The sequence below is a fragment of the Endozoicomonas sp. ALB091 genome (assembly GCF_049310265.1).
Lineage (GTDB): Bacteria > Pseudomonadota > Gammaproteobacteria > Pseudomonadales > Endozoicomonadaceae > Endozoicomonas.
In genome coordinates, this window is sequence record NZ_JBLYNQ010000010.1 from 70,451 (window position 1) to 95,345 (window position 24,895).

The 24,895-nt window shown below is 50.1% G+C and carries 32 protein-coding genes and 1 pseudogene; 13 read left to right on the forward strand and 20 right to left on the reverse strand.

All coding sequences use genetic code 11. The annotated features are described in order from the left end of the window. Nucleotides 1–123 precede the first annotated feature (123 nt). On the reverse strand, nucleotides 124–324 hold the full coding sequence (locus tag ACO6UX_RS22860) for a Lar family restriction alleviation protein (protein ID WP_422450615.1): 201 nt from the start codon (nucleotides 322–324) through the stop codon (nucleotides 124–126). Nucleotides 325–420: 96 nt separating this feature from the next. On the opposite strand from ACO6UX_RS22860, the gene ACO6UX_RS22865 reads away from it, so the two are divergent. From ACO6UX_RS22865 to ACO6UX_RS22880, 4 genes are all read left to right on the forward strand, one after another. Beyond that, nucleotides 421–792 (forward strand): DUF4440 domain-containing protein, encoded by a 372-nt coding sequence (locus ACO6UX_RS22865; protein ID WP_422450616.1) that lies wholly within the window; start codon nucleotides 421–423, stop codon nucleotides 790–792. A 356-nt stretch (nucleotides 793–1,148) separates the two neighbouring features. Next, nucleotides 1,149–1,553, forward strand: a complete 405-nt coding sequence (locus tag ACO6UX_RS22870; protein WP_422450617.1) for a helix-turn-helix domain-containing protein — start codon at nucleotides 1,149–1,151, stop codon at nucleotides 1,551–1,553. Nucleotides 1,554–1,691: 138 nt separating this feature from the next. Continuing rightward, the gene (locus ACO6UX_RS22875) at nucleotides 1,692–2,039 is read left to right on the forward strand and encodes a type II toxin-antitoxin system RelE/ParE family toxin (RefSeq protein WP_422450618.1); all 348 of its coding nucleotides are present in this window, start codon (nucleotides 1,692–1,694) and stop codon (nucleotides 2,037–2,039) included. After that, nucleotides 1,969–2,262, forward strand: a complete 294-nt coding sequence (locus ACO6UX_RS22880; protein WP_422450619.1) for a HigA family addiction module antitoxin — start codon at nucleotides 1,969–1,971, stop codon at nucleotides 2,260–2,262. The genes ACO6UX_RS22875 and ACO6UX_RS22880 overlap by 71 nt, the downstream gene beginning before the upstream one ends. A gap of 100 nt (nucleotides 2,263–2,362) precedes the next feature. On the opposite strand, the gene ACO6UX_RS22885 is transcribed toward ACO6UX_RS22880, so the two are convergent. The 10 genes from ACO6UX_RS22885 to ACO6UX_RS22930 form a co-directional block, all read right to left on the reverse strand. Continuing rightward, nucleotides 2,363–2,836, reverse strand: coding sequence for a group II intron maturase-specific domain-containing protein (locus ACO6UX_RS22885; protein WP_422450620.1), 474 nt, complete (start codon nucleotides 2,834–2,836; stop codon nucleotides 2,363–2,365). A 10-nt stretch (nucleotides 2,837–2,846) separates the two neighbouring features. Next, nucleotides 2,847–3,638 (reverse strand): group II intron reverse transcriptase/maturase, encoded by a 792-nt coding sequence (gene ltrA, locus ACO6UX_RS22890; RefSeq protein WP_422450621.1) that lies wholly within the window; start codon nucleotides 3,636–3,638, stop codon nucleotides 2,847–2,849. A gap of 838 nt (nucleotides 3,639–4,476) precedes the next feature. Further along, complete coding sequence (locus ACO6UX_RS22895; RefSeq protein ID WP_422450622.1) at nucleotides 4,477–4,680, reverse strand: HupE/UreJ family protein; 204 nt, start codon at nucleotides 4,678–4,680, stop codon at nucleotides 4,477–4,479. Between the two features lie 46 nt (nucleotides 4,681–4,726). Further along, nucleotides 4,727–5,377, reverse strand: a complete 651-nt coding sequence (ureG, locus tag ACO6UX_RS22900; RefSeq protein WP_422450623.1) for an urease accessory protein UreG — start codon at nucleotides 5,375–5,377, stop codon at nucleotides 4,727–4,729. Between the two features lie 37 nt (nucleotides 5,378–5,414). Beyond that, on the reverse strand, nucleotides 5,415–6,089 hold the full coding sequence (locus tag ACO6UX_RS22905) for an urease accessory protein UreF (protein ID WP_422450624.1): 675 nt from the start codon (nucleotides 6,087–6,089) through the stop codon (nucleotides 5,415–5,417). Continuing rightward, on the reverse strand, nucleotides 6,073–6,564 hold the full coding sequence (ureE, locus tag ACO6UX_RS22910; RefSeq protein WP_422450625.1) for an urease accessory protein UreE: 492 nt from the start codon (nucleotides 6,562–6,564) through the stop codon (nucleotides 6,073–6,075). The genes ACO6UX_RS22905 and ureE overlap by 17 nt, the downstream gene beginning before the upstream one ends. A gap of 15 nt (nucleotides 6,565–6,579) precedes the next feature. Then, on the reverse strand, nucleotides 6,580–8,298 hold the full coding sequence (gene ureC / locus ACO6UX_RS22915) for an urease subunit alpha (RefSeq protein ID WP_422450626.1): 1,719 nt from the start codon (nucleotides 8,296–8,298) through the stop codon (nucleotides 6,580–6,582). Then, on the reverse strand, nucleotides 8,295–8,630 hold the full coding sequence (locus ACO6UX_RS22920; RefSeq protein ID WP_269672330.1) for an urease subunit beta: 336 nt from the start codon (nucleotides 8,628–8,630) through the stop codon (nucleotides 8,295–8,297). The genes ureC and ACO6UX_RS22920 overlap by 4 nt, the downstream gene beginning before the upstream one ends. Before the next feature lie 9 nt (nucleotides 8,631–8,639). Continuing rightward, the gene (locus ACO6UX_RS22925; protein WP_209204055.1) at nucleotides 8,640–8,942 is read right to left on the reverse strand and encodes an urease subunit gamma; all 303 of its coding nucleotides are present in this window, start codon (nucleotides 8,940–8,942) and stop codon (nucleotides 8,640–8,642) included. Between the two features lie 30 nt (nucleotides 8,943–8,972). Continuing rightward, a complete protein-coding gene (locus ACO6UX_RS22930) occupies nucleotides 8,973–9,863 on the reverse strand; it encodes an urease accessory protein UreD (protein ID WP_422450627.1) in 891 nt (296 codons plus the stop codon). A 446-nt stretch (nucleotides 9,864–10,309) separates the two neighbouring features. Here ACO6UX_RS22930 and urtA point away from each other — a divergent pair, with 446 nt between their 5' ends. The 5 genes from urtA to urtE all read left to right on the forward strand — a co-directional run bounded on the left by urtA (nucleotide 10,310) and on the right by urtE (nucleotide 15,883). Then, nucleotides 10,310–11,539: an urea ABC transporter substrate-binding protein gene (urtA, locus tag ACO6UX_RS22935; protein WP_269676007.1), complete on the forward strand. Its 1,230-nt coding sequence runs from the start codon at nucleotides 10,310–10,312 to the stop codon at nucleotides 11,537–11,539. Nucleotides 11,540–11,606: 67 nt separating this feature from the next. Beyond that, a complete protein-coding gene (gene urtB, locus ACO6UX_RS22940) occupies nucleotides 11,607–13,253 on the forward strand; it encodes an urea ABC transporter permease subunit UrtB (RefSeq protein WP_422450628.1) in 1,647 nt (548 codons plus the stop codon). Between the two features lie 3 nt (nucleotides 13,254–13,256). Beyond that, on the forward strand, nucleotides 13,257–14,423 hold the full coding sequence (gene urtC / locus ACO6UX_RS22945; RefSeq protein ID WP_422450629.1) for an urea ABC transporter permease subunit UrtC: 1,167 nt from the start codon (nucleotides 13,257–13,259) through the stop codon (nucleotides 14,421–14,423). Then, nucleotides 14,416–15,174, forward strand: a complete 759-nt coding sequence (gene urtD / locus ACO6UX_RS22950; protein ID WP_422450630.1) for an urea ABC transporter ATP-binding protein UrtD — start codon at nucleotides 14,416–14,418, stop codon at nucleotides 15,172–15,174. The genes urtC and urtD overlap by 8 nt, the downstream gene beginning before the upstream one ends. 13 nt (nucleotides 15,175–15,187) lie before the next feature. After that, nucleotides 15,188–15,883: an urea ABC transporter ATP-binding subunit UrtE gene (gene urtE / locus ACO6UX_RS22955; protein WP_422450631.1), complete on the forward strand. Its 696-nt coding sequence runs from the start codon at nucleotides 15,188–15,190 to the stop codon at nucleotides 15,881–15,883. Between the two features lie 782 nt (nucleotides 15,884–16,665). Here the strand turns inward: urtE and ACO6UX_RS22960 are convergent. Together ACO6UX_RS22960 and ACO6UX_RS22965 are read right to left on the reverse strand one after the other, a co-directional pair. Next, nucleotides 16,666–17,025 (reverse strand): tyrosine-type recombinase/integrase, encoded by a 360-nt coding sequence (locus tag ACO6UX_RS22960; protein ID WP_422450632.1) that lies wholly within the window; start codon nucleotides 17,023–17,025, stop codon nucleotides 16,666–16,668. Then, the gene (locus tag ACO6UX_RS22965; RefSeq protein ID WP_422450633.1) at nucleotides 16,985–17,236 is read right to left on the reverse strand and encodes a site-specific integrase; all 252 of its coding nucleotides are present in this window, start codon (nucleotides 17,234–17,236) and stop codon (nucleotides 16,985–16,987) included. Before ACO6UX_RS22965 ends, ACO6UX_RS22960 begins: the two co-directional genes overlap by 41 nt. A 298-nt stretch (nucleotides 17,237–17,534) precedes the next feature. Here ACO6UX_RS22965 and ACO6UX_RS22970 point away from each other — a divergent pair. Continuing rightward, nucleotides 17,535–18,602 (forward strand): annotated as a pseudogene (locus ACO6UX_RS22970) (IS4 family transposase). Nucleotides 18,603–18,775: 173 nt separating this feature from the next. Next, nucleotides 18,776–19,312, forward strand: coding sequence for a hypothetical protein (locus tag ACO6UX_RS22975; RefSeq protein WP_422450634.1), 537 nt, complete (start codon nucleotides 18,776–18,778; stop codon nucleotides 19,310–19,312). A gap of 82 nt (nucleotides 19,313–19,394) precedes the next feature. Here ACO6UX_RS22975 and ACO6UX_RS22980 read toward each other — a convergent pair whose 3' ends face one another. From ACO6UX_RS22980 to ACO6UX_RS22990, 3 genes are all read right to left on the reverse strand, one after another. After that, the gene (locus ACO6UX_RS22980; RefSeq protein ID WP_422450635.1) at nucleotides 19,395–19,739 is read right to left on the reverse strand and encodes a group II intron maturase-specific domain-containing protein; all 345 of its coding nucleotides are present in this window, start codon (nucleotides 19,737–19,739) and stop codon (nucleotides 19,395–19,397) included. A gap of 258 nt (nucleotides 19,740–19,997) precedes the next feature. Next, nucleotides 19,998–20,225, reverse strand: coding sequence for a hypothetical protein (locus ACO6UX_RS22985; RefSeq protein ID WP_422450636.1), 228 nt, complete (start codon nucleotides 20,223–20,225; stop codon nucleotides 19,998–20,000). Nucleotides 20,226–20,238: 13 nt separating this feature from the next. Then, nucleotides 20,239–20,586, reverse strand: coding sequence for a reverse transcriptase domain-containing protein (locus tag ACO6UX_RS22990; protein ID WP_422450637.1), 348 nt, complete (start codon nucleotides 20,584–20,586; stop codon nucleotides 20,239–20,241). Between the two features lie 373 nt (nucleotides 20,587–20,959). On the opposite strand from ACO6UX_RS22990, the gene ACO6UX_RS22995 reads away from it, so the two are divergent. Beyond that, nucleotides 20,960–21,103 carry a hypothetical protein gene (locus ACO6UX_RS22995; RefSeq protein WP_422444400.1) on the forward strand — a complete coding sequence of 48 codons (144 nt, stop codon included), beginning with the start codon at nucleotides 20,960–20,962 and terminating at the stop codon, nucleotides 21,101–21,103. Between the two features lie 479 nt (nucleotides 21,104–21,582). On the opposite strand, the gene ACO6UX_RS23000 is transcribed toward ACO6UX_RS22995, so the two are convergent. Then, nucleotides 21,583–22,077: a hypothetical protein gene (locus ACO6UX_RS23000; RefSeq protein WP_422450638.1), complete on the reverse strand. Its 495-nt coding sequence runs from the start codon at nucleotides 22,075–22,077 to the stop codon at nucleotides 21,583–21,585. Between the two features lie 197 nt (nucleotides 22,078–22,274). On the opposite strand from ACO6UX_RS23000, the gene ACO6UX_RS23005 reads away from it, so the two are divergent. Continuing rightward, a protein-coding gene (locus tag ACO6UX_RS23005; protein WP_422450639.1) for an IS5 family transposase occupies nucleotides 22,275–23,050 on the forward strand; the annotation gives its coding sequence in 2 pieces (ribosomal slippage) (nucleotides 22,275–22,614 and nucleotides 22,614–23,050; 777 coding nt in all). A gap of 369 nt (nucleotides 23,051–23,419) precedes the next feature. On the opposite strand, the gene ACO6UX_RS23010 is transcribed toward ACO6UX_RS23005, so the two are convergent. The 3 genes from ACO6UX_RS23010 to ACO6UX_RS23020 all read right to left on the reverse strand — a co-directional run bounded on the left by ACO6UX_RS23010 (nucleotide 23,420) and on the right by ACO6UX_RS23020 (nucleotide 24,379). Next, nucleotides 23,420–23,662 (reverse strand): group II intron maturase-specific domain-containing protein, encoded by a 243-nt coding sequence (locus ACO6UX_RS23010; RefSeq protein WP_422450640.1) that lies wholly within the window; start codon nucleotides 23,660–23,662, stop codon nucleotides 23,420–23,422. Between the two features lie 128 nt (nucleotides 23,663–23,790). After that, a complete protein-coding gene (locus ACO6UX_RS23015) occupies nucleotides 23,791–24,018 on the reverse strand; it encodes a hypothetical protein (protein ID WP_422450636.1) in 228 nt (75 codons plus the stop codon). A gap of 13 nt (nucleotides 24,019–24,031) precedes the next feature. Then, complete coding sequence (locus tag ACO6UX_RS23020) at nucleotides 24,032–24,379, reverse strand: reverse transcriptase domain-containing protein (RefSeq protein WP_422450641.1); 348 nt, start codon at nucleotides 24,377–24,379, stop codon at nucleotides 24,032–24,034. Between the last annotated feature and the right edge of the window lie 516 nt (nucleotides 24,380–24,895).

A 24,895-nucleotide genomic window follows, 5' to 3' on the forward strand; every position in this document is an offset into this window, starting at 1 on the left:
GGTAGCCCTGTTTAACCTGTGTTCTGAACTTGCTGATAGCCTGGCTGATCGGGCAGCATGATTTCGTTTGGCCTAAATGAATGAGTTATGGAAAGATCTATTGGATTAGGCATTTATCAATGATCAGCGGGAATTGCTGTCGTCTGCTTTGCCTACTACGTTTCGGCGGTTCCATTTTTCAGCAAGTTTGCTCTCGTCCATTCCGCCATCCATGTGGTGCATACACCCTTTGCACCAGATCGAGAAACTTTCTTGCGCCCACGGGCCACCTTTCATTTTGACTTCACTCCCGCAGAACGGGCAGTCTTTTAATTCAATATCCATTGTTGCTAGTCTCTGCCAGTCAGCGTTTAACAAGGGCGTTCACAGGACTGCGCCTGTGACGCAGGTGTTATATGCCTTATCGAATTTGGAGAATATATGGATATCTTGATTGAGCAAGAAATCGAACTTCATCAGTACGAAATACGTCAGAGTTTGCTAGATATCGAACGTCTGATTCATCCTAGCTTTTCTGAGATTGGTAAATCAGGTATTAGTTATGACTTTGCTTCAATCATAGAAATGATGAGTTCAGAAGAACCTTCAGAGGTTCGGATTCATTCGCAAAACTATGAATGTGTCCAACTTGAACCATCGGTTCAGCTATTGAAATATGAGTCAGTTTTAGTAGCGCCGTCGGGCGAGACTAGCGACTATGCTAAACGTTGCTCTATTTGGGCTTTTAACGGCTTTCGTTGGCAACTGAAGTTTCATCAAGGAACTCCATGTCCAGTTTTTGAATTGGTCTAATATCAGGCTTGGGCAAACGGGCATATAACAAAGCATTTAAGCTGGATGCGCAAACGCGTGCCGAACTCGCTTCGCTCAAACATGGCACACGTTTACTCACCACTTAATGCGGCGTTATGTTCACCCATGCTGCCCGCAGCGCACAACTTGTTTTTTGATACTGTTCTTTATCTTGTTTGTATTAGTTTCACCACTATGTTTTGGGGTCGAAACTAATAAGGTCTATTTGTCTTGCAATCCCCTGTATGTGGTCTAAGTTTCCCGCACACAAGAAAAAACCCGGATCGTCGGAGTTAGCGGCTCCTACCGGGTTTCTCTGTATAGCAATGAGCTGCTGCTCGGGAGACAGTATAGCAATGATTTCCTTTGCCTACACAATTGGGATTGCAAAGTTGATACGGGTAAAACTCAATACAGAAGGTTTGGAAAACCTGAACATGACCCAGAGGTACTTACTGGTTGTATTGGCGACCTTTGCCAACTCTGAAGGGGAGTGCTGGCCGAGCCAGGGAGCACTGGCAGAAATTCTTGGCGTAACCCAAGGAACGATCTGCACCAGTTTGAGAAAGCTGGAAAAAGAAAAATTCATTGAAAGCTGTCACCGGAAAACCAGAAACGGAGGTAATGCCAGCAAAATCTACCGGATGCTGTTTGAACCGTTTATGTTCAAGCGTATCAAGGAAGAACAATACAACTGCTTCGGCCAGCGGATTGACGATCCTCGAATGACTGATGCTTCCTGGGCGGAAGGCTTGGAGTAAGTGAACATAACAAGTCAGTCAACCGGAACTCCGCTCCGCTCCGCTGCGTCCGGTTACTTCAAGCGTTAGGCTCACTCTGCAACATCGTACAAACTTCCATTGTTGATTCGTGTTGCGCAATAAGCTGCACTCATTGGCATGATTAAATCATTCAAACATAAAGGGCTCAAACAGTTCTTTGATACGGGCAAAAAGGCTGGAATTCAGGCCAGGCACGCAAAGAAGCTAAGAATGCAGCTGACTGCAATCGATACTGCCCAAGTGCTTGATGATATTGACCTTCCTGGTTTTTCTCTTCATCCATTGAAGGGTAATAGGTCAGGAATATGGTCAATCTCAGTGAGTGGTAACTGGCGAGTTACCTTTGAATTTCGGGATGCAATGCGTACATCCTTAACTATGAGGATTATCACTAATGTCCATGCACAATCCACCTCACCCTGGAGAGTTCATAGAATCCATTTACATGGAGCCTTATGCAATTAGTTGTCGTTATCTGGCCGAACAGCTTGGTGTAGCTGCTTCAACTCTTAACAGAGTTATAAAAGGAAAAAGTGCAGTTTCACCGGAAATGGCACTGAGATTATCAAAGGTTCTTGGTCGGACACCTGAAAGTTGGCTTGCAATGCAGGATAATTATGAAATATGGCAAGCACGAAAGAGAATAAACCTTTCAGATCTACAACCCCTCAAATTTTTAACCGCATAGACCCAGACAAAAATCAAAAGCGTGAGCCTAAATCGGGTAAGGGCTGGTCTTTCTCCGGCCCTCCCCACAGCACCCGGCATGCGGGTCCGCACCGGGCGGTTCAACGATGATGGTGAAACCTGACCCATAAGTCTTTCAATGAAACAAGCCCAACTTTCGCGAGGTAACTGTTATTCAGTGCCTGCTGTACCGCATAGGTTTTACTCAGACGGTAATACCCTTTGCTGCTGGCTGCGATCTTGGCAGCGTTCACTTTATCAACGCCTAACCTGACCAGATTTTTAAAACGGGTTTTCGGCTTGCGCCATTGCTTCAGAAAGCAGCAACGGATTCGCCGACGTATCCATTGATCCAGCAGGGGAATTGGTCGGTAATATTCCGATAACCGGAAATACCCCATCCAACCCCGGATATATTGTGCCAGTTTGTGTAACCGATGTTGCATTGAGACACCCCAGCGACGACTGGTCAACTTGAGTATCCGGTATTTGAATCGGTCCAGACACTTCTGGGCCCAGCGAACTTTCTTCCCTGTGAAGGTGAAACTCAGGAATTCGCTTTCTGTTGCTTTCACAACCTTCTCATCATAAAGAGCTTTTCCGGGAGTTAATCTTCAGTTTCAATTTGCGTTCAATGAATTGGGTAATGCTGTGCATCACCCGATCCCCTGCACGCTGACTTTTGACGAGAATCACAAAATCATCACAGTATCTTGCAAAGCAATGACCCCGATATTCAAGCTCCTTGTCGAGTTCGTCGAGGACCACATTAGACAGCAAGGGTGATAAAGGCCCACCCTGTGGCATGCCAACCCTGGTCGGGTAGACATTGCCCTCAATCATGACACCGGAGCGCAGGTAGCGACCAATCAGTTTCAGAAGGCGTTTGTCGTGGACCTTACGGGAGACCCTCGACATCAAAACGTCGTGATTAACCGTATCAAAGAATTTACTCAGATCAACGTCAACGGCGTAATGCAGCCCCCGGTTGATCAACTGCTTAACCTGACGGACTCCGTCGTGTGCTGACCGTGCCGGTCGGTAGCCAAAGCTGTTTGGAGAGAACCCCGGATCAAAGACAGGCGTCAGCACTTGCACAATGGCCTGCTGTATAACCCTGTCGATCACGGTTGGGATTCCCAGTAAGCGTTCACCACCATCCGGCTTTTCTATAACATGCCGACGTACTGGTGACGGCTGGTAGGTTCCGTCCAATAGAGCTTGACGCACTGAAGGCCAATGCTGTTTGGCAAAGTCGGGATAAGCTTCAATGGTGACTCCATCAATACCCGGAGCACCTTTGTTGCTTTTGACCTGTTTCCATGCACTTGCCAGATTAGCCGGTTCAAGTACGCAATTTAGTAGATCATGGTTCAAAGCTGGTTAAAGATTCTGTCGCCAAGTACGGTGAGTCGCCGGACGGCTGCATCGCCTTGAGTGAATCAGTCTCCTCTTTGTCATTGATGTTTGGCCCTTCGCTGACGACTTCCCGTCCGTTAATGACTTCTGTCGTACAGCTACTATGGCCTCTGCTGACTTCTGTCCAATCACCATGCGGAGTTGCCTCTGCTGGCGCTATTGGTTGCCATCGGGTTTGCTCGAACAGGATGATGAGTCACTGTTCGCCGAGCCTGTTGTAACCAGTGGCTGAGAACTGGGAACTTACCAATCGCATGTTGAACAGATCTCCCCGGATAAGGACATGGACTTTCAGTGCACAACCGCCGCATTTACCGTGTCTCACGAACCTGAGGGCTTCGTAATCTTTGGCTCACTCGCCCAGAGACTCAGCCTTGTATGCGGTTTCTTTACGTCGGCTCGCACCTTTGCACTCAGACTGCCTCCGCACAGCCCCTCGCGGGACTGCACTTGCCTTAAGCTAGTGGTTGTCATCAGCAGGCGTCTTTACCGCCAGTCAGATGTAGGTTCTCCCACAGGGGACTTTCACCCCATCAGTTCATGCCCATGCCGGGCGTACCAAAAAATTCCAGCGGTCACTCACTCCGCTCGTGCCGCTAAATTTGGCGTTATATGCTTTGTGCAAACCTGGAAGTTTTTTATAATTTGCAGATCTTGTTTTTGATATGGGAAAAGAATAAATTCCCAAAAACGTATTTTGTATCACTTTTCCCTTGAATTATTGAGATAGCTGAGTAAGACCGTATTTGAGAGCATCAGAGAAATCCCGCTCTGATGCTCTTCTGCTCAACAGGCCCTATGCTTTCTTCTTCTGATAAACCTTCACGCCAACAATAACAGCAGCAGCCACTAAACCGGCAAACAACAGATGATCCGGTTCCGTCAGCTGATGCCAGATAGCTGTCATCACACCACCGGTAGAGTGATCTCCCGGGTGGGCCATAGCCTGACTGGCGATCAGGGTACTCACGCTGGCCAGTGACAGTAATTTGATGTTCATGCCTGTTTTCCTTGTTTGAATTTTATCAGTTAAACCGTTGGATGTTCTACGCGGTCGCTGCGGCTTCCGGCATTTTGGCATCCAGCATGCCTTTATCGATAATGAAATCGATGATCTCCCGCACGCCTTCGTTGGCCTTCAGGTTGGTGAAGAAAAACGGGCGGTCTCCCCGCATTTTTCTGGCATCCCGATCCATCACTTCCAGAGAGGCTCCAACATGAGGGGCCAGGTCTGTTTTGTTGATAATCAGCAGGTCGGAGCGGGTAATGCCCGGGCCACCTTTGCGTGGGATTTTGTCGCCGGCAGAAACGTCGATGACATAGAGGGTCAGGTCAGACAGTTCCGGGCTGAAAGTGGCACTGAGGTTATCGCCACCAGACTCTACCAGAACCAGTTCAAGACCGGGGTGGCGCTGGCACAGTTCATCAACTGCCGCCAGATTCATGGAGGCGTCTTCACGAATGGCGGTGTGTGGGCAGCCACCGGTTTCTACCCCGATGATCCGGTCTTCGTCCAGCGCTTCATTGCGCATCAGAAATTGGGCGTCTTCTTTCGTATAAATATCGTTGGTGACCACGGCCAGATTGTAATGGTCGCGCATGGCGGCACAGAGTTTGGTCAGCAGTGCGGTCTTACCGGAACCGACCGGGCCACCGACACCGACACGCAGGGTTTGTGGGGTTCTTGATGTTGTCATGGTGATTGTCCTTGTTATTAACGGGTAAATGGTCAGGTTAAGAGCGGAATAGCCTCGAATACTGATGCTCATGCCAGCAACTGGCCATGGCAAAGTGCATCAGGTTGTTACCAATTTCATGATCTGCCAGTGACTGGGCCAGGGTGAGTGCGGGTTCGATCCCGTGAATCAGGCGCTTCAGAATATGCTGGGCATCGGTCTGGCCAAGGGGAACGGCTTTGGTGGCTGCGGTTACCTGGTTCTCACACCAGGACCAGAGCAACCCTGTCGCAGCGGTTTTCTTATCGATGCCATGACATAACGAGGACAGGGCGAACATGGCGGCCTGTGTCGGCGATTGCAACCAGTCCGTACGGGCTTCGTCCGGATACATGGACTTGACCCAGACAGCAAATGCGCGGCCAACCTGGCAGTCTTCATCGTATAACTCCCTGGTCTCCCGGAAAGCCAGCAGCGTTTCGTTCCAGTGGTTAACCTGCTGCCGGTCTTCTACCGAAAAGGCGTCGTATAGCCGGAAAAACACCGGTATATCCAGACGGGCCATGCCCTGTTGCATCAGTTCGCTGATCCAGTTGCCGGTGGTCTCACGGTTATAGCACCACTGTCGGTCAATGGCGGTTTCCAGCCCCTGGGAGTAAGCAAACGCACCAACCGGCAGTGCCGGGCTGGCCAGATGCAGCAGACCCAGCAGCGACTCAGTGGTGATGCTCATGATGGGCGTGTCCATGTTCGTGAGCATGACTGTGCTGATGATGGGAATGACCCTTGCTATAGGCACCGTTCTCAGGCTCAAAGGGAGCCTGTTCATGGTCCAGTTCCAGCCCAAGCAGGGACACCATATCATCCAGAACATGGTCAACCTGGTAGCGTAGCCAGTTGTCGCCTATCTGCAAGGGAACGTGGCGGTTGCCCAGGTGATAACAGGCCCTGGCAAAGGTCAAAGGATCCTTACAACGGGCGGTGGTGACGGCTTCACTGGCGGCGGTAATGCGGATGATTTCGCCGGTTTCAGCTTGCAGCAGAGTGCCGTCACGCATAACGTCGCCACGGTCAATAAAAATACCGGCATCCCGGCCACTCACCGTAACGGCTTTCAGTCGTCCACGTTTGCGTTGATCAAAAGGGAGCAGGAGTTCATCAGAAAACTCACTGCTCGCTGTCGGGAGGCGCTCGATTAACTTCAACATAAACGATCCTCGGTTTCAGAATAAGAAATAACGCTGGGCCAGCGGCACCACGTCTGCCGGTTCACACACCAGCAGTTCGCCATTGGCCCTGACTTCATAGGTTTCCGGGTCCACCTCCATCCGGGGCTGCCAGGTATTGAGCACCATATCCGCCTTGCGGATGATCCGGGTATTTTTAACGGCAGATAAGGTTTTCTTCAGGCCCAGTTTTTCACCAATACCCGCCTCCAGTGCCGCCTGGGAAACAAACGACAATGACGTATCGGCAACGGCCTGCCCCATAGCACCAAACATGGGGCGGTAATGAACCGGCTGGGGTGTCGGGATGGAGGCATTCGGGTCGCCCATCGGTGCCGTTGCGATAGCACCCCCCTTAATCACCAGTGACGGTTTAACGCCGAAAAATGCCGGTTTCCACAGCACCAGGTCAGCCAGTTTACCCGGCTCAATGGAGCCGACCTCGTGGGCAATACCGTGGGTAATGGCGGGGTTGATGGTATATTTGGCGATATAGCGGCGAGCCCGGAAGTTATCCACCCCGGCATCGCTATCTTCGGGCAACAGTCCCCGTTGCACTTTCATTTTATGGGCGGTCTGCCAGGTTCTGCTGACCACTTCGCCGACCCGTCCCATGGCCTGAGAGTCTGAGGCGATCATACTGAAAGCGCCCAGGTCATGGAGAATATCTTCCGCCGCAATGGTTTCCCGGCGGATACGGGAGTCGGCAAAGGCCACATCTTCAGGAATATTGGGGTCCAGATGATGGCAGACCATCAGCATGTCCAAATGCTCATCCACCGTATTGACCGTGTAGGGGCGTGTCGGATTAGTAGACGATGGTAGTACATAGCTTTCGCCACAGGCTTTAATAATATCCGGTGCATGGCCACCACCGGCCCCTTCCGTATGGTAGGTATGGATCACCCGACCTTTAAAGGCGGCCAGTGTGTCTTCCACAAAACCGGATTCGTTCAGGGTGTCGGTATGGATTGCCACCTGAATGTCGTATTTCTCAGCCACTGTCAGACAGCAGTCAATAGAAGCCGGTGTGGTTCCCCAGTCCTCATGGAGTTTCATGCCCATGGCACCGGCCAGCACCTGTTCTTCCGGGGCTTCGGGCAGGCTGCCATTGCCTTTGCCCAGAAAGCCAATGTTCATGGGCAGGCTGTCCACGGCCTTGAGCATGGTGCTGATATGCCAGGTGCCGGGCGTACAGGTGGTGGCATTGGTGCCGGTGGCAGGCCCCGTGCCGCCACCGAGCATGGTGGTGACACCGGAGGTCAGGGCTTCTTCAATCTGCTGGGGGCAGATAAAGTGAATATGGGCATCGACACCGCCGGCGGTAATGATCTGCCCTTCTCCGGCAATCACCTCGGTGCCCGGACCGATAATAATATCCACACCTTCCTGAACATCCGGGTTACCCGCCTTGCCAATTTTTTCAATACGACCCTGTTTGATACCGATATCAGCCTTGACGATACCCCAGTGGTCGAGAATCAGGGCGTTGGTGATAACGGTATCCACAACCTCAGCACCGGGCCGCTGGCTTTGTCCCATACCGTCCCGGATTACCTTGCCACCGCCAAATTTCACTTCATCCCCGTAGACCGTGTAATCCTTTTTGGGGCTGATAAACAGTTCGGTATCCCCAAGACGAACTTTGTCGCCTACGGTGGGGCCAAACATATCCACATAGGTTTGCCGGTCCATCTGCGTACGTTTGATGGTCATTGTGCTTCTCCCGGCTGTTTTGGTTCTGGCAGTGTGCCCATCACCTCGCCACGGAATCCGTAAATGGTCTGTTTGCCAGCATAGCGAACCAGTTCGACCTGTCGGTCCTGGCCGGGTTCAAAGCGGACAGCCGTTCCTGCCGGGATATTCAGGCGAAACCCGAGGGTCTGCTCACGGTCAAAAGCAAGGGCGGGATTGGTTTCATAAAAGTGGTAGTGGGAACCCACCTGGATAGGACGGTCACCGGTATTGGCCACCGAGAGGGTCAGGGTCTCCCTGCCGACGTTAATCTCAATGGGGTCGGCAGAGGCAATCACTTCTCCTGGTATCATGATCAATCCTCAGGCTATGGGGTTATGGACGGTGACCAGCTTGGTACCATCGGGGAAGGTGGCTTCCACCTGAACCTCGTGGATCATTTCCGGAATACCGTCCATCACCTGTTCACGGGTGATCACTTCACGGCCTTCATTCATCAACTGGGCCACTGTTTTACCGTCACGGGCACCCTCCATGATATGCATGGAGATCAGCGCAATGGCTTCCGGGTAGTTCAGTTTGACCCCGCGACCTAAACGACGCTCGGCAACCAGTGCTGCGGTATAGAGAAGCAGCTTGTCTTTTTCCCGGGGGGTAAGTTCCATAGTGAGATCCTGCTTTAATTATTCGTTAATTTAGGTATTCCAGATACGTGGCCGACACCCTTTGCGGCCATTGAATCGTTCTCTCTCAGCTTCCCAAATCCAGGTGAAAATGGTTCTGGCCTGCTCTGATGAATCACCCAGGTAACGCACAATAAACACACCGGCCCGCCAGGTGATGGCGGTTACCCGGTGCCAGCCTTTATCGACCAGCTGGCTGTGCAGGCCGGGTAAGTCTGGCGGGCTTTCCAGGGTGATCAGAAAGGTGCCAAAGACGGTGTGATTATCGAGCCCCAGAAGGGACATGGGCAGTGCAGACCCGGCAGCAAAATCGAGCCTGTCAAGGTAGAGCGGTTTGCTGTCCCGGGTCAGGGTGAGATGCTGGGTGAGTTGCCCTCGGGCAAACTGCTCGCCGCTGGCGGTTCGACCCAGACAGATAATATCCCAGCCTGCAAAGAGCGCATTGCCGCTCAGTTCAATGCGGGTATCAAGCTCGGTAATGGCACCGTTAAACAGGATGGTTTCCTGAGGCAGCCACTCCATGGAGGCTGAGTCGCTGACCGTGATATGCGTTGTCTGTTTTTGTAGTTGACCATTGCCGTTGAAATAGACTTTACCGGCAGCCGGGGTTGTGACCAGCCCATGGGCACCTTTTCTGATGGCAAAGCGCTGTACCAGTTCATCTCCGGCCACCAGGCCACCGGGAGGATGCAGAATATAAAGATGGGTCAGGTCTTTGCCTTCCGGCCAGAAAGGGCGTTGAATGCGCAGCGGCCCATAATGGCGGGTTCTCCCCATCAGGGTACGGCCATTCAGGTGTTTAAGTTCTACGTCTATCCCGGCACGCCAACCCGACGACGATACCTCGGCGCTATCAGGCCTGCTGCTCTGGTTGCTCTCTGTCTCACCCGATGATGCTTGCATATTACAGCCTTGTGCTTGTTCTTATCCGGGATCATTTATTGGTGATCTTTTTGATCAATGGCAAAACCTGTGCCAGACACAGTATTTCACTGAATACGTCACTTGTCGCCGACATAATACCTGACCAAATGGTCATTATGAATGCCTTGATTTGGTGCGGCATCAGTTAATGTGCCTGCAAGGCGCGCCAAAATATGGCGTACCCCCTGTTGTTTCCGGCAAATGCCTGCCGGTCTGGAAAATTCAGGGCGGAGGCTCTCTTTCCCAGCCAGCTTTCCCATGGCGCAAGCACTGAAACTGACCATGGCACACCTCTTGCTATCCCCTGTTCAGGAAACGAACAGCGAACAATCGACAGCGGGGAAGCTATGAACAACCGGTTAAACAAACTATCCAGGAACTTTTTAACGGCATCGGTGGCTACTGCCGCACTGTCATGGTCAGTAATGGCTCAGGCTGCAGACACCATTAAGGTTGGGGTGCTTCACTCCCTTTCCGGCACCATGGCCATCAGTGAAACCACGCTGAAAGATACCGTGTTGATGATGGTGGAAGAGCAGAATAAAAATGGTGGGGTGCTTGGCAAGAAGCTGGAGGCAGTGGTCGTTGACCCGGCCTCGGACTGGCCATTGTTTGCCGAGAAAGCCAGGGAGCTGCTGGTTAAAGAAGACGTCGATGTTATTTTTGGCGGCTGGACTTCCGTGTCCCGCAAATCGGTACTGCCGGTGGTGGAAGAACTGAATGGCCTGATGTTCTACCCGGTTCAGTATGAAGGGGAAGAGTCCTCGAAAAATGTGTTTTATACCGGCGCGGCACCCAACCAGCAGGCCATTCCGGCGGTGGATTACCTGATGAGCGAAGAGGGGGGTGCGGTCACCCGTTTTGTTCTGGCCGGTACCGACTACGTGTATCCAAGAACCACCAATAAGATTCTGGAATCCTACCTGAAAAGCAAAGGCATCAAAGATGCTGACATTATGATCAATTATACGCCGTTCGGTCACTCAGACTGGCAGACCATTGTTTCTGATATCAAGAAGTTTGGTAATACCGGTAAAAAGACCGCGGTGATTTCCACCATCAATGGCGATGCCAATGTCCCATTCTACAAGGAACTGGGTAACCAGGGGGTTTCGGCTGAAGAGATTCCGGTGATCGCTTTTTCGGTGGGTGAAGAAGAACTTTCCGGCATTGATACCGGGCCACTGGTAGGTCACCTGGCGGCGTGGAATTATTTTATGAGTGCTGAAAGTGACACCAACGACGAATTTATTGAAACATGGCAGTCTTTTATCAAGGATGAAGAGCGTGTTGCCAATGACCCGATGGAGGCCACTTACATCGGCTTCAATATGTGGGTTGAGGCGGTTGAGAAGGCCGGTACCACCAACGTTGATTCAGTGCGTTCAGCGATGTATGGCATTACCGTTCCTAACCTGACCGGTGGCACAGCGGTGATGAATACCAACCACCATCTGACCAAGCCGGTATTGATTGGTGAGATTCAGGATGATGGTCAGTTTGAGATTGTCTGGGAAACCAAAGGTGGCGTTATTGGCGATGCCTGGACTGACTTCCTGCCGGAAAGTTCCAAGATTGTTGCCGACTGGTCGGCACCGGTTAAGTGCGGCAACTATAACCTGGAAACCGGCGTCTGCTCCGGCCAGAACTACTGATTTATAAGATGATATAACAATCACGCCCTCCTCCCGTCAGGGAGGAATGGGTATATAGGGATGTATTATGAATCAGAACCTCCGGCAGATGGTTCACAGTCTGCCAGCCCGCTTTCTCCTGTTCCTGCTGCTGATTTTATCGCGGCCGGTGTTGGCGCTGTCGCCCGAAGACCTTAAACCATTATTAAGCAAAAGTTCCTGGGGACAGCTGGAAGCTGTGATTACGTCCCTGGCGCAAGAAGGCAGCGAGTCCAGCCAACAGGTTCTGGAACACTGGCTCAATGGCAAACTGTTTGTTGAGAAGCAGCATAAACGACTGGTGTTCGCTGAAAAGACGCCGGATAAACAGTATCGGATTTTTGACCCTTTTCCTGCCCAAGGAAAGCTGCAAGGTGCGTCTTCAGTCCTTGGCACAGTAAAGAAAAGAGCGCTGAAAAAAGTAAGAATTAATAATCAACTGCGCTCAATCATTAAAACAGCACTGGCATCCTGGGACTTGAAAGCCAGTGACCCACAAACCCGCATAAATGCCATATACGCCTCTCTGAAAACGCTGGATAGCAAAACGCTGGGTACACTCAGAACTATGAGGGCCAGCGAGGAGAGTCAGGGAGTTATCAATGCCCTGGATATGGCCCTGGCCCTGGATCGCCTGCAGATGGGTTCGATCAGTGAACAAATAGAAGCGATTGAAGTACTCACCCGTTCTGATCACCCCTTTATTCGTTCCGCACTGGCGGAGGCAGTAACCGCTACGGACCATACCGCGCTGGCACAAACCATCAAAACGGCACTGGCCGAAATTGACCAGCGACAGCAGTACTATACCGTGGCTGAAAATATCTTCTTTGGCTTGAGTCTTGGCTCTGTGCTGTTGCTGTCGGCTATCGGGCTGGCGATTACTTTCGGGGTGATGGGCGTGATTAATATGGCCCATGGGGAGATGATGATGCTCGGTGCCTATACGACGTTCGTCATTCAGTCTGTGTTCCCGGAACTTATTGATCAGTCCCTGTTTATTGCCATACCCCTGGCCTTTCTGGTTGCCGGTGCTGCCGGGGTGCTGATAGAGCGGCTGGTTATCCGCCATCTCTATGGCCGTCCCCTGGAAACCCTGCTGGCGACTTTTGGTATCAGCCTGATTCTTCAGCAGGCGGTAAGAACGATCTTTTCACCACTGAATCAGGAAGTGGCAACCCCCGCCTGGATGAGTGGCTCGTGGGTCATTAATGAGGCGCTGTCGCTTACCTGGAACCGTTTATACATTGTTGGTTTCAGTCTGCTGGTGTTTATGGTGCTGCTGCTGGTGATGCGTTACACCCGCTTTGGGCTGAATATTCGCGCAGTGACCCAGAACCGCGCCATGGCCAGTTCCATGGGTATACCTACCGGCCGGGTGGATGCCTTGACCTTTGGCCTGGGCTCCGGTATTGCCGGTGTGGCGGGCGTCGCCCTGTCGCAGTTGACCAATGTTGGGCCAAACCTTGGCCAGAATTACATTATCGACTCCTTTATGGTGGTGGTGTTCGGCGGCGTAGGAAACCTGTGGGGCACATTGGTCGCCGCCATGGGGCTGGGTGTGGTGAATAAGTTTCTGGAGCCCTGGGCTGGTGCCGTGGTTGCCAAGATTCTGGTATTGGTTTTCATCATTCTGTTTATCCAGAAGCGACCCCGGGGGCTGTTTGCGCTCAAGGGGCGGGCAGTTGAGGGCTGACACATGACGAATGGATTCCAACAGGGGTTTTTATCCCGACTGTTACTTGAAGATCGTGCCGGTAAACTTCTTCTGTCGTCAGTGATGGCAATCACGATTGTGGTGGTGTTGCTCAACACATTGATGCCGGAAGGTTCTCCCCTGCACGTCAGCAACTATACCGTTACTCTGCTGGGTAAGTATCTCTGCTATGGATTGCTGGCCCTGGCATTGGATCTGGTCTGGGGATACTGCGGGATTCTCAGCCTGGGTCATGGGGCGTTTTTTGCCCTGGGCGGTTATGCCATGGGTATGTACCTGATGCGCCAGATTGGAGACCGTGGTGTTTATGGCAACCCGGAACTGCCGGACTTTATGGTGTTTCTGAACTGGCAGGAGCTGCCCTGGTACTGGTATGGGTTTGACTCTTTCGCTGTTGCCCTGGTAATGGTCGCCCTGGTGCCCGGTCTGCTGGCTTTCCTTTTTGGCTGGCTGGCTTTCCGGTCCAGGGTGACCGGTGTTTATCTCTCCATCATTACTCAGGCACTGACGTATGCCCTGATGCTGCTGTTCTTCCAGAATGACTTTGGCTTTGGTGGTAATAATGGCCTGACTGACTTTAAGGATCTGCTGGGTTTCAGCCTGCAAAGTGACCGTACCCGTGTGGTACTGCTTATGGCGTCTGCACTGGCACTGGTGCTGGGTTACCTGGTGTGTCGCTGGCTGGTGAGCAGCCGTTATGGCCGGGTGCTGGTGGCAGTGCGGGATGCTGAGAGCCGGGTACGCTTTATGGGCTACCGGGTTGAACACTACAAGCTGGTGGCGTTTACCCTGTCAGCAGTGCTTGCCGGTATTGCCGGTGCCCTCTATGTTCCCCAGGTTGGCATTATTAATCCGGGTGAGTTTTCTCCCATCAACTCTATTGAGCTGGTTGTCTGGGTAGCCGTCGGTGGTCGTGGAACACTCTATGGTGCGGTGATTGGTGCGGTCGTTGTTAACTACGCAAAAACCTGGTTTACCGGCGTTATGCCCGATGCCTGGCTGTTTGCCCTGGGGGCGCTGTTTGTTATTACTACGCTATGGCTGCCTAAAGGTTTGGTCGGTCTTTATCAACAGATAGCGGGCTTTATCAATGAGCGTCGGGATCCGCAGGGCAACAGAGCTGAGAGAAAGGAGTTAGTGGATGGTTGATAAACATATACCCAACGACACCTTGCTCTATCTCAACAATGTCACGGTCAGTTTCGATGGCTTCCGGGCATTGAATGAACTCTCCTTTATGGTGCGGGAAAAAGAGCTGAGTGCGATTATCGGCCCCAATGGTGCGGGTAAGAGCACCATGATGGATGTGGTGACCGGTAAAACCCGACCTGACTCCGGTGAAGTGTTTTTTCGTGGCAACGTGGATTTGACCCGCTATGACGAAACCGACGTCGCCAATATGGGGATTGGCCGGAAGTTTCAGAAGCCCTCCGTGATTGAAAGCCTGACGGTCTGGGAAAATCTGGAGCTGGCCATGACTGGACGACGAACGCCTTTTGCTGCCATGTTTGGTGCACTCAGCGCAAAAGGTGCCAGAAGAATCGATGAAGTGATGGCTCTGATCCGATTGTCAGACCGAAAAGGGTGGTTAGGGGCCTCATTATCCCACGGACAGAAACAGTGGCTGGAGATTGGCATGCTGCTGTTACAGGAACCGGAGCTATTGCTGGTGGATGAACCGGCGGCGGGTATGACCGATGAAGAGACCTTCAGAACGGCGGATCTGTTAAAAGATCTGGCCAGAGAGCGCAGTGTAGTAGTGGTTGAACATGATATGGCGTTTATCCGGGCGCTGGAGTGCCCGGTGATGGTGCTGCATGAAGGCAGTGTGCTGGCGTCTGGTTCATTGGACCATGTTCAGCAGAATCAAAAAGTCATCGACGTTTACCTGGGTAGATAGGAGGAACAATGTGATGCTGGAAGTACAGGGCATTGATGTGTTTTACGGTGCCAGCCAGGCCCTGAAGTCGGTAACCATTGCCGCGCATAAGGGACAGGTGACCAGCGTTATGGGGCGCAATGGTGTTGGCAAAACCACCCTGATGAACGCTGTTGCTGGTCGGGTAACGCCCGCCTCTGGCAAGATCCTGTGGCAGGGCAGGGATATTGCCAGCAACCCCGCTCACTCAAGGGCACGGAACGGTATCGCCTATGTTCCCCAGGGGCGGCAGATTTTTCCTTTACTGACGGTGCAGGAAAACCTGGAAACCGGTTTTGCCTGTCTGCCCCGGGCAAAGCGGCGGATTGATCCGGAAATCTTTGATCTCTTTCCCGTGTTACAACAGATGCGCCATCGTCGGGGTGGCGATTTGTCCGGTGGTCAGCAACAGCAGCTGGCCATTGCCCGGGCACTGGTAACCCGGCCAGAGCTGTTGATTCTGGATGAGCCAACGGAGGGCATTCAACCGTCCATTATCAAGGATATTCAGTCGGTTATTGGTCTGCTCCGGGACCGGGGTGAGATGGCCATTCTGCTGGTTGAGCAGTTCTTTGAGTTTGCCCGTGACCTGGCGGATACCTTTGCGGTGCTGGATCGAGGCGAGGTTGCTTTGGCAGGAGCCGGCAACGACATGGATGAAGTTGCCGTTCGTCGTTTAATGACTGTTTGATAGCTGGTCATTGTATTCAGTGTCACCGCTGGTACCCTGATTTTCAACCCCGTTTAGGCACTGTCATTTAATAACTTTGACGTTTCAGTAAGCGCTTCCTACCACCGGAAAAAGGCAGGCCGCTTGTGATTTTGCGGCCAGCAGGGGGTGAGCTTGGGAATTGTCCCTGAAACTTCCTATTTTTGCCACGGAGACACGGAGAATAGAAAAAAATCTTTTCCTCCGTGACTCCGTGGCAAAATTTTTTCTTGACTGGGTTAGCACCGGGAATGTGGAAGTTATTTCATGACAGTTCCTTAACAAGTCTCAGTCAAATCCGGAACTTATTCCGAGACAATTCCTTGTTGGGAGCATTAAAAAGAATACCTCAGGTACCAGTTCGATGGTACTATTTCACCCCTATACAACTATAAATAAATTGTCGTGTAATGCAAAACTGCCTTAATACTCAAGTAAATGGAATAGAGGGGCGGTAGCGTGAGTGCGGTTCGAAAGTTGTTTTATCATTTTTTGATTTAAGCTTCCGGGTGTTGATCTGGCCCTCATTTTTTATCAGCGATCAACAGGGCTTAGGAATTGCCCCGGAATAATTTGTACATTTCTGAGTTTCAAAACCACGTTCGTCCTGAGCCTGTCGAAGGGCGTGAACTCCGGCCTCATGTATTGTGCCTATCACCCTTCGACAAGCTCAGGATGAACGGAGATCGAGTTCAAAATATCGAAATTATTTCGTGACAATTCCTTAAAACCGCTTTACCACCGCGATTGAGTACATGGATATATCATTGTTGTATTGACATTGGCATGACCCAACAACTCTTGAACGGTAATGCTTCAACAGACGCTTTGGGCAACAACGTCATTCTGTCTTTGCCACCCTTGCCATGGCGAACGGTAATTTCCATACGCCCAAAATCAACATCCTGAACCCTGAGACGGAGTGTTTCCTTCAGTCGAAGACCGGCACCATACATTAATTGGGCGACTAATAATGGTGTGCCTTTGAGATAGGACAAGACAGAGTTGGCTTCAGTCACCGAAAACACAACAGGGAGTTTTTTTGGCCGTTTTGCTTTTAGCCAGTCATTGATCGTAAAGCTGTCACGCCCCCAGCACTTGTTTGTACAAAAAGACCAGGGCACTCAATGCCTGCTGCTGAGTGCTGATAGCAACGTGCTTTTTCATCACCAGATGGGTAAGAAAATCACGGACATTATCGCCAGTCAGTAAATCGGGATGACGCATTTTATGAAATTTTATAAAGCGTTTAATCCAGTCCCAGTAGCTGCGCTCGGTAGACAGAGAGTAACCGTCAGAGCGAATGGCAATTTGAAAGCGTTCTTGTAATCTCATATAAGTCCTACTTGATACTGTGTTTTTATACAGTAAAAGCTAGTTCGTATATGCAAAAAATCAACTGAATGGTTAACATGTTTTTTTGAATGAAAATAAAGCAATCTTTAATCACACGGGTTGCTTGACCGAAAAATATACGAATTACTAAATGCGAATCAGAAGATATAGCCCTATGTACGGGACAAAAAATCTGGAGGCCAGAGCTGGCAAGAGTTCAGAGGGGATGAGCTGACTCTCCATGTAAGGTAATCTATGCGGTCTCTAACCTCCGAACAGATTATCGTAGTAGAAGTACATGGAAGAAGTCAGCTCATTAGCCAAGGAGCTTAAAGCTCATCTGCCCTGGCATCAAGCCCGGATTATTTTTCTTGCCCAATTCATTCTCGGCCTGATACGTGGGCGATCATGCAATCTTTACCGTGTAGCAGAAGAGTTCCAAAGCAAGTCTCAGGCAGAATCAAGCTATCGTCGTATAAAGCGCTTTTTTGCCGGTTACACCTACTGTTATGAACAGCTGGGTAAACTGATACTTCACTGGCTGAACCTCGACAGATACACACTCTGCATGGATAGAACCAACTGGCAGTTTGGCAGTCAGCATATCAACTATCTCGTGGTTGCTGTTGCATGGCAGGGAGCGTCTATTCCCATTGTCTGGATTTGCCTCGATAAGAGTGGCGGCAACTCAAATGCTGAAGAGCGTATTGCTATCATGGAACGAGTCCTGAAATTGATTCCAGCGGATAAGATAGATGAGCTACTTGCTGATCGTGAGTTCATTGGCCGTGAGTGGTTCAATTAGCTGGACAATCAGGGCATCTTCTGCCGACTGCGAATCAAGGAAAGCACTACAGTACTGAGTAACTGTGGCAAGAATATCAAAGCCGCACAATTGTTTTGGAACATAAAGCTTGACCAGACTGTCACTTGGCACAGCAAACGCAAAGTTTCAGGTGTTTCTCTTTATATTGCTGCAAGACGCACAATCAAGGGACTCTTGATTGTCGTGGCAACCCAGAAACCAGACACCATGATTGAGGACTACTATAAGCGTTGGTCGATAGAAACGCTGTTTGGTTGCCTGAAAAGTCGAGGCTTTGATCTTGAGTCTACCCACATGACGGATCTGGATCGCATGGACAAGCTAATGGGCATGCTTGCATTGGCATTTGCCTGGTGTTTGATTGCTGGTCACTGGCATTATGGTGAAGCGAAAGAACTCCCTTTGAATAAGCATATGCGGCCAGCCAAAGCTCTGTTCAGACTGGGAATAGACATGCTCCGCAGGGTTTTGAAAAACGAGGGTTCAAAAAATGATCAGATTGGATTTCAGACCCTGCTTCAGGTTTTGTCCCGTACATAGGATATAGCCTTTAAAATGCAGAACGCTGTGTAAGTCGCGCTGCATGGGGGTATCGGCTGGTGCGTATAGCGAATCTACAGTATGTTATGCGAAACTGATTCGTGTAAACGACTGTTATACGCTCATACAACAAAACACCAAAAATACAAAGTGGCACACAAAGGAGTGATAAAATGAAGAAGCTTGGAATATTGTTTTCTGCAATGGTATTAATTCAAGGGTGTTCTACCACTGATATTAATCAAATTGCAAGTGATGCTGTTTCCGGTGCAATTGACGGGGTGTTAAAATCAACAACAGATGTTGGATCTATAATACCAGAAACTTCTAAATCCAGATCCTACTCTGTTGAAAGTAAAAACATTTCAATAGTTGAAGCATCAAAAACTAAGAGAGAGCTTGGGAAAATATCTATTACTAAAACAGAGAAAAACCCCAAAAACCAGACAAAGCTTGTGTTAGATTCCTGCATGCATCCAAGGATTGGTACTTTAAGATGTGGCGGTTACATCTTTGAAGTTACTTCTGAGGGGTGGTTAAAAGAAGACCCAATAACATTCGACGATCTAAATTATCCAGAATTGACTCTTGCTGCAGGAAAGTACTATATAAAAGCACTTAACTGGGAAACAGGTAGAAATCGCTTTGTGACAGGAGAGTTCACTGTAAAGCCTTTTGTAACAAATTTGGTGAGTTTAGAACTTGAGTAATCACCGCGTATACATCGGGTAAGGGCTGGTCTTTCTCCGGCCCTCCCCACAGTACCCGGCATGCGGGTCCGCACCGGGCGGTTCAACGATGATGGTGAAACCTGATCCATAAGTCTTTCAATGAAACAAGCCCAATTTTCGCGAGGTAATTGTTATTCAGTGCCTGTTGTACCGCATAGGTTTTACTCAGACGGTAATACCCTTTGCTGCTGGCTGCGATCTTGGCGGCATTCACGTTATCAACACCTAACCTGACCAGGTTCTTGAAACGGGTTTTCGGCTTGCGCCATTGCTTCAGAAAGCAGCAACGGATTCGCCGACGTATCCATTGATCCAGCAGGGGAATTGGTCGGTAATATTCCGATAATCGGAAATACCCCATCCAATCCCGGATATATTGCGCCAGTTTGTGTAACCGATGCTGCATTGAGACACCCCCAGCGACGACTGGTCAACTTGAGTATCCTGTATCTGAATCGGTCCAGACACTTCTGGGCCCAGCGAACTTTCTTCCCTGTGAAGGTGAAACTCAGGAATTCGCTTTCTGTTGCTTTCACAACCTTCTCATCATAAAGAGCTTTTCCGGGAGTTAATCTTCAGTTTCAATTTGCGTTCAATGAACTGGGTAATGCTGTGCATCACCTGATCCCCTGCACGCTGACTTTTGACGAGAATAACGAAGTCATCACACTCTCTTACTAAAGAGCCTTGCAAAGCAATGACCCCGATATTCAAGCTCCTTGTCGAGTTCATCGAGGACCACATTAGACAGCAAGGGTGATAAAGGCCCACCCTGTGGCATGCCAACCCTGGTCGAGTAGACATTGCCCTCAATCATGACACCGGAGCGCAGGTAGCGACCAATCAGTTTCAGAAGGCGTTTGTCGTGGACCTTACGGGAGACCCTCGACATCAAAACGTCGTGATTAACCGTATGACCGCCATGGAAGGTGGGAAGTCTGGTTTTGCAGGAGCAAAAACCAGCCAAAGAGTTTACTCAGATCAACGTCAACGGCGTAATGTAGCCCCCCGTTGATCAACTGCTTAACCTGACGGACTCCGTCGTGTGCTGACCGTCCCGGTCGGTAGCCAAAGCTGTTTGGGGAAAATCCCGGGTCAAATACAGGCGTCAGCACCTGCACAATGGCCTGCTGTATGACCCTGTCGATCACGGTTGGGATTCCCAGCAAGCGTTCACCGCCGTCCGGCTTTTCTATCACATGTCGGCGCACGGGTGATGGCTGGTAGGTTCCGTCCAATAAGGCTTGACGCACTGAAGGCCAATGCTGTTTGGCAAAGTCTGGATAAGCTTCAATGGTGACTCCATCGATACCCGGAGCACCCTTGTTGCTTCTGACCTGTTTCCCGGCTCTGGCTCCTGCTTCGCACTACCTCCTGCATCCATGCAGTCGCATGCGCTTGCCAGATTAGCCGGTTCAAGTACGCAATTTAGTAGATCATGGTTCAAAGCTGGTTAAAGTTTCTGTCGCCAGGCACGGTGAGTCGCCGGACGGCTGCATCGCCCTCAGGGAATCAGTCTCCTCTTTGTCATCGATGTTCGGCCCTTCGCTGACGACTTCCCGTCCATTAATGACTTTTGTCGTACAGCTACTATGGCCTCTGCTGATAAGGCCATGGATGGCCTGTATGCTGAAAATGCAGGAGCAATTTTCGGTCTTCTGTCCAATCACCATGCGGAGTTGCCTCTGCTGGCGCTATTGGTTGCCATCGGGTTTGCTCGAACAGGATGATGAGTCACTGTTCGCCGAGCCTGTTGTAACCAGTGGCTGAGAACTGGGAATTACCAATCGCATGTTGAACAGATCTCCCCACTCTTTATAAACAAGAGGGAACATGAACTTTCAGTGCACAACCGCCGCATTTACCGTGTCTCACGAACCAGAGGGCTTTGTGATCCTTGGCTCACTCGCCCAGAGACTCAGCCTTGTATGCGATTTCTGGGGGACGCCGAGTCTACGTTGGGTCGCACCTTTGCACTCAGACTGCCTCCGCACAGCCCCTCGCGGGACTGCACTTGCCTTAAGCTAGTGGTTGCCATCAGCAGGCATCTTTACCGCCAGTCAGATGTAGGTTCTCCCACAGGGGACTTTCACCCCATCAGTTCATGCCCATGCCGGGCGTACCAAGAGCATCCAGCGGACGGCGCTAGACGCGCCGCCGCTTATGCAAGCGTTAGGTGCAGAGAGTGCGGTCACACTGAGAAACCGCAAATATAGGTCAAATTAAACTGATGCTTTTATGTTCTTGAACTACTGAGAAAGTTGAAATTCTTTACCTTGTTGAGAAGTAAAGTATCCTCTATCATCGGCCATAGCTAATACAATTTTTATAGGGTTATTACCTTCTTTTGTGATCCCTACCAGAGCAATCTCAGTTTCGCTAACTTCCATTTTTTTCAATATATCTATATCCTTAGGAGATGAATAATCAATTTTTGCATGGAAAGTAGCCTCATATGCTTCTGCATTTTTCTTTAGCTTATCATCAACATTTAATGTGCTATGAGATTTAGCTGAGTCAGCTGTGTATACATCATTGCTTTTAAATGGTGAATTTCTTTCTGAAAAGTTTACACTGCGTTGAGTAATTGGTTTATTGTCGTGATCCTGGGATGAATAAGAATCGGCTTTTTTTATTTCAGACTGCGTAGCAACTTTATCTGAGTCTCTATCGCTTTCTAGAGTCTTGTTATTTATCTGGGGTATAATCTTTGAACCAGTATGAATATGATTTGTAGGTAACATTTTTTTAACCTTTACTATTGGGGATAATTCCATTACACCAATATGAGGTGCAATATCCCTTTGAAAATAAGGTTTTAAAAAAGTTCCCGTTTCGAAAAGTTTAGAGACTGTTGTAAAAGTTACTGACCATTAACTCAGGATAAAAAACCCAACGTCGTCTATAACTACAGTATCTGATTAGTTTAAGGAGGATAATTATGTATCCATCCGACCTGACCAATGACGAGTGGGCAATCCTCAAGCCTCTATTCCCTGACCCTGGCTATGATACGCCAAAAAATGGGCGACCACGTGACTGGAGTTATCGTCTGATATTGAATGCCATATTCTATCTCACTAAAACAGACTGTCAGTGGCGAATGCTACCTTCTGACTTTCCATCATGGAGTACTGTCTACACCTATTTCCGAATCTGGAAAAAAGATGGCACATGGAAGAAGGTGCATGATGCACTTCGTGACCAGATGCGAATTCAGGCGGGCAAAGAGCCACAACCAACCGCAGCAAGCATTGACTCCCAATCCGTGAAAACCTCGGTAAAAGGGGGGATCGAGGCTATGATGGCGGGAAGAAAATAAAAGGCAGAAAGCGTCATATAGCTGTTGATACTCTTGGCCTGATTCTGGTGGTATGGGTACACGCAGCCGCATTTAGTGATAGTTTTGCAGGTCAGTTCATACTGGCTCACCTTAAGAAATACTTTAAAAACATCCGGAAAGTCTGGGCTGGCTGTGGCTACCGGGGTTACCTTGAAGAGTGGTTTTATCGCTTCAAACCCAAAAGGGAACTTGAAATCACAAAACGCCCACGTGGAAAGTTTGTCGTTCAAGCCAGGCGCTGGGTTGTGGAGAGAACCTTTGGCTGGTTTGAAGGATCCAGACATTTATCTAAAGACTATGAACAGCTGCCAAGGAGTTCAGAAGCCTTCGTTTATATATGCATGATTCGCATAATGCTACGAAGGCTTAAGTAGTTTTAAAACAGCCTCTTAGAGCTTTTTACTACAGAGGCTTCCACACAGTGACCCAGAAAATGCACCTAAATCGGGTAAGGGCTGGTCTTTCTCCAACCCTCCCCACAGCACCCGGCATGCGGGTCCGCACCGGGCGGTTCAACGATGATGGTGAAACCTGATCCATAAGTCTTTCAACGAAACAAGCCCAATTTTCACGAGGTAACTGTTGTTTAGTGCCTGTTGCACCGCATAGGTTTTACTCAGACGGTAATACCCTTTGCTGCTGGCTGCGATCTTGGCGGCGTTCATTTTATCAACGCCTAACCTGACCAGATTCTTAAAACGGGTTTTCGGCTTGCGCCATTGCTTCAGGAAACAGCAACGGATTCACCGACGTATCCATTGATCCAGCAGGGGAATTGGTCGGTAATATTCCGATAACCGGAAATACCCCATCCAACCCCGGATATATTGCGCCAGTTTGTGTAACCGATGTTGCATTGAGACACCCCAGCGACGACTGGTCAACTTGAGTATCCTGTATCTGAATCGGTCCAGACACTTCTGGGTCCAGCGAACTTTCTTCCCTGTGAAGGTGAAACTCAGGAATTCGCTTTCTGTTGCTTTCACAACCTTCTCATTATAAAGAGCTTTTCCGGGAGTTAATCTTCAGTTTCAATTTGCGTTCAATGAACTGGGTAATGCTGTGCATCACCCGATCCCCTGCACGCTGACTTTTGACGAGAATAACGAAGTCATCACACTCTCTTACTAAAGAGCCTTGCAAAGCAATGACCCCGATATTCAAGCTCCTTGTCGAGTTCATCGAGGACCACATTAGACAGCAAGGGTGATAAAGGCCCACCCTGTGGCATGCCAACCCTGGTCGAGTAGACATTGCCCTCAATCATGACACCGGAGCGCAGGTAGCGACCAATCAGTTTCAGAAGGCGTTTGTCGTGGACCTTACGGGAGACCCTCGACATCAAAACGTCGTGATTAACCGTATGACCGCCATGGAAGGTGGGAAGTCTGGTTTTGCAGGAGCAAAAACCAGCCAAAGAATTTACTCAGATCAACGTCAACGGCGTAATGTAGCCCCCCGTTGATCAACTGCTTAACCTGACGGACTCCGTCGTGTGCTGACCGTCCCGGTCGGTAGCCAAAGCTGTTTGGGGAAAATCCCGGGTCAAATACAGGCGTCAGCACCTGCACAATGGCCTGCTGTATGACCCTGTCGATCACGGTTGGGATTCCCAGCAAGCGTTCACCGCCGTCCGGCTTTTCTATCACATGTCGGCGCACGGGTGACGGCTGGTAGGTTCCGTCCAATAAGGCTTGACGCACTGAAGGCCAATGCTGTTTGGCAAAGTCTGGATAAGCTTCAATGGTGGCTCCATCGATACCCGGAGCACCCTTGTTGCTTCTGACCTGTTTCCCGGCTCTGGCTCCTGCTCCGCACTACCTCCTGCATCCGTGCAGTCGCATGCGCTTGCCAGATTAGCCGGTTCAAGTACGCAATTTAGTAGATCATGGTTCAAAGCTGGTTAAAGATTCTGTCGCCAGGTACGGTGAGTCGTCAGAGAGTTGTGAGACTCTGCCCTATCCCGATTATGTTCACCGACGCAGGCCGCATTGCGCAACTTGTTCTTTGATACTGTTCTTTAATCTTGTTTGTGTCGAGACCTCGATTATTTTGCCAGTTCATATCGAACAGGCCTATCGTGTACACGACCCCCTTTTTTCTTGCCTATTTTTTAACAGAGTCTATGTTTCTGACACGCAAGAAAAAACCCGGCTCAGACGGAGGTGGCACTCCTAACCGGGTTTCTCTCGAATCAACGAGCCGTCACTCAGCGAGTA

What these genes read in the sequence shown, in the direction of transcription:
- ACO6UX_RS22860 (WP_422450615.1), bottom strand. Translation starts at nt 324, where the DNA reads ATGGATATTGAATTAAAAGACTGCCCGTTCTGCGGGAGTGAAGTCAAA.
- ACO6UX_RS22865 (WP_422450616.1), top strand. Translation starts at nt 421, where the DNA reads ATGGATATCTTGATTGAGCAAGAAATCGAACTTCATCAGTACGAAATA.
- ACO6UX_RS22870 (WP_422450617.1), top strand. Translation starts at nt 1,149, where the DNA reads ATGATTTCCTTTGCCTACACAATTGGGATTGCAAAGTTGATACGGGTA.
- ACO6UX_RS22875 (WP_422450618.1), top strand. Translation starts at nt 1,692, where the DNA reads ATGATTAAATCATTCAAACATAAAGGGCTCAAACAGTTCTTTGATACG.
- ACO6UX_RS22880 (WP_422450619.1), top strand. Translation starts at nt 1,969, where the DNA reads ATGTCCATGCACAATCCACCTCACCCTGGAGAGTTCATAGAATCCATT.
- ACO6UX_RS22895 (WP_422450622.1), bottom strand. Translation starts at nt 4,680, where the DNA reads ATGAACATCAAATTACTGTCACTGGCCAGCGTGAGTACCCTGATCGCC.
- ureG (WP_422450623.1), bottom strand. Translation starts at nt 5,377, where the DNA reads ATGACAACATCAAGAACCCCACAAACCCTGCGTGTCGGTGTCGGTGGC.
- ACO6UX_RS22905 (WP_422450624.1), bottom strand. Translation starts at nt 6,089, where the DNA reads ATGAGCATCACCACTGAGTCGCTGCTGGGTCTGCTGCATCTGGCCAGC.
- ureE (WP_422450625.1), bottom strand. Translation starts at nt 6,564, where the DNA reads ATGTTGAAGTTAATCGAGCGCCTCCCGACAGCGAGCAGTGAGTTTTCT.
- ureC (WP_422450626.1), bottom strand. Translation starts at nt 8,298, where the DNA reads ATGACCATCAAACGTACGCAGATGGACCGGCAAACCTATGTGGATATG.
- ACO6UX_RS22920 (WP_269672330.1), bottom strand. Translation starts at nt 8,630, where the DNA reads ATGATACCAGGAGAAGTGATTGCCTCTGCCGACCCCATTGAGATTAAC.
- ACO6UX_RS22925 (WP_209204055.1), bottom strand. Translation starts at nt 8,942, where the DNA reads ATGGAACTTACCCCCCGGGAAAAAGACAAGCTGCTTCTCTATACCGCA.
- ACO6UX_RS22930 (WP_422450627.1), bottom strand. Translation starts at nt 9,863, where the DNA reads ATGCAAGCATCATCGGGTGAGACAGAGAGCAACCAGAGCAGCAGGCCT.
- urtA (WP_269676007.1), top strand. Translation starts at nt 10,310, where the DNA reads ATGGCTCAGGCTGCAGACACCATTAAGGTTGGGGTGCTTCACTCCCTT.
- urtB (WP_422450628.1), top strand. Translation starts at nt 11,607, where the DNA reads ATGAATCAGAACCTCCGGCAGATGGTTCACAGTCTGCCAGCCCGCTTT.
- urtC (WP_422450629.1), top strand. Translation starts at nt 13,257, where the DNA reads ATGACGAATGGATTCCAACAGGGGTTTTTATCCCGACTGTTACTTGAA.
- urtD (WP_422450630.1), top strand. Translation starts at nt 14,416, where the DNA reads ATGGTTGATAAACATATACCCAACGACACCTTGCTCTATCTCAACAAT.
- urtE (WP_422450631.1), top strand. Translation starts at nt 15,188, where the DNA reads ATGCTGGAAGTACAGGGCATTGATGTGTTTTACGGTGCCAGCCAGGCC.
- ACO6UX_RS22965 (WP_422450633.1), bottom strand. Translation starts at nt 17,236, where the DNA reads ATGAGATTACAAGAACGCTTTCAAATTGCCATTCGCTCTGACGGTTAC.
- ACO6UX_RS22975 (WP_422450634.1), top strand. Translation starts at nt 18,776, where the DNA reads ATGAAGAAGCTTGGAATATTGTTTTCTGCAATGGTATTAATTCAAGGG.
- ACO6UX_RS22980 (WP_422450635.1), bottom strand. Translation starts at nt 19,739, where the DNA reads ATGCAGCATCGGTTACACAAACTGGCGCAATATATCCGGGATTGGATG.
- ACO6UX_RS22985 (WP_422450636.1), bottom strand. Translation starts at nt 20,225, where the DNA reads ATGTCGAGGGTCTCCCGTAAGGTCCACGACAAACGCCTTCTGAAACTG.
- ACO6UX_RS22995 (WP_422444400.1), top strand. Translation starts at nt 20,960, where the DNA reads ATGCTGAAAATGCAGGAGCAATTTTCGGTCTTCTGTCCAATCACCATG.
- ACO6UX_RS23000 (WP_422450638.1), bottom strand. Translation starts at nt 22,077, where the DNA reads ATGTTACCTACAAATCATATTCATACTGGTTCAAAGATTATACCCCAG.
- ACO6UX_RS23015 (WP_422450636.1), bottom strand. Translation starts at nt 24,018, where the DNA reads ATGTCGAGGGTCTCCCGTAAGGTCCACGACAAACGCCTTCTGAAACTG.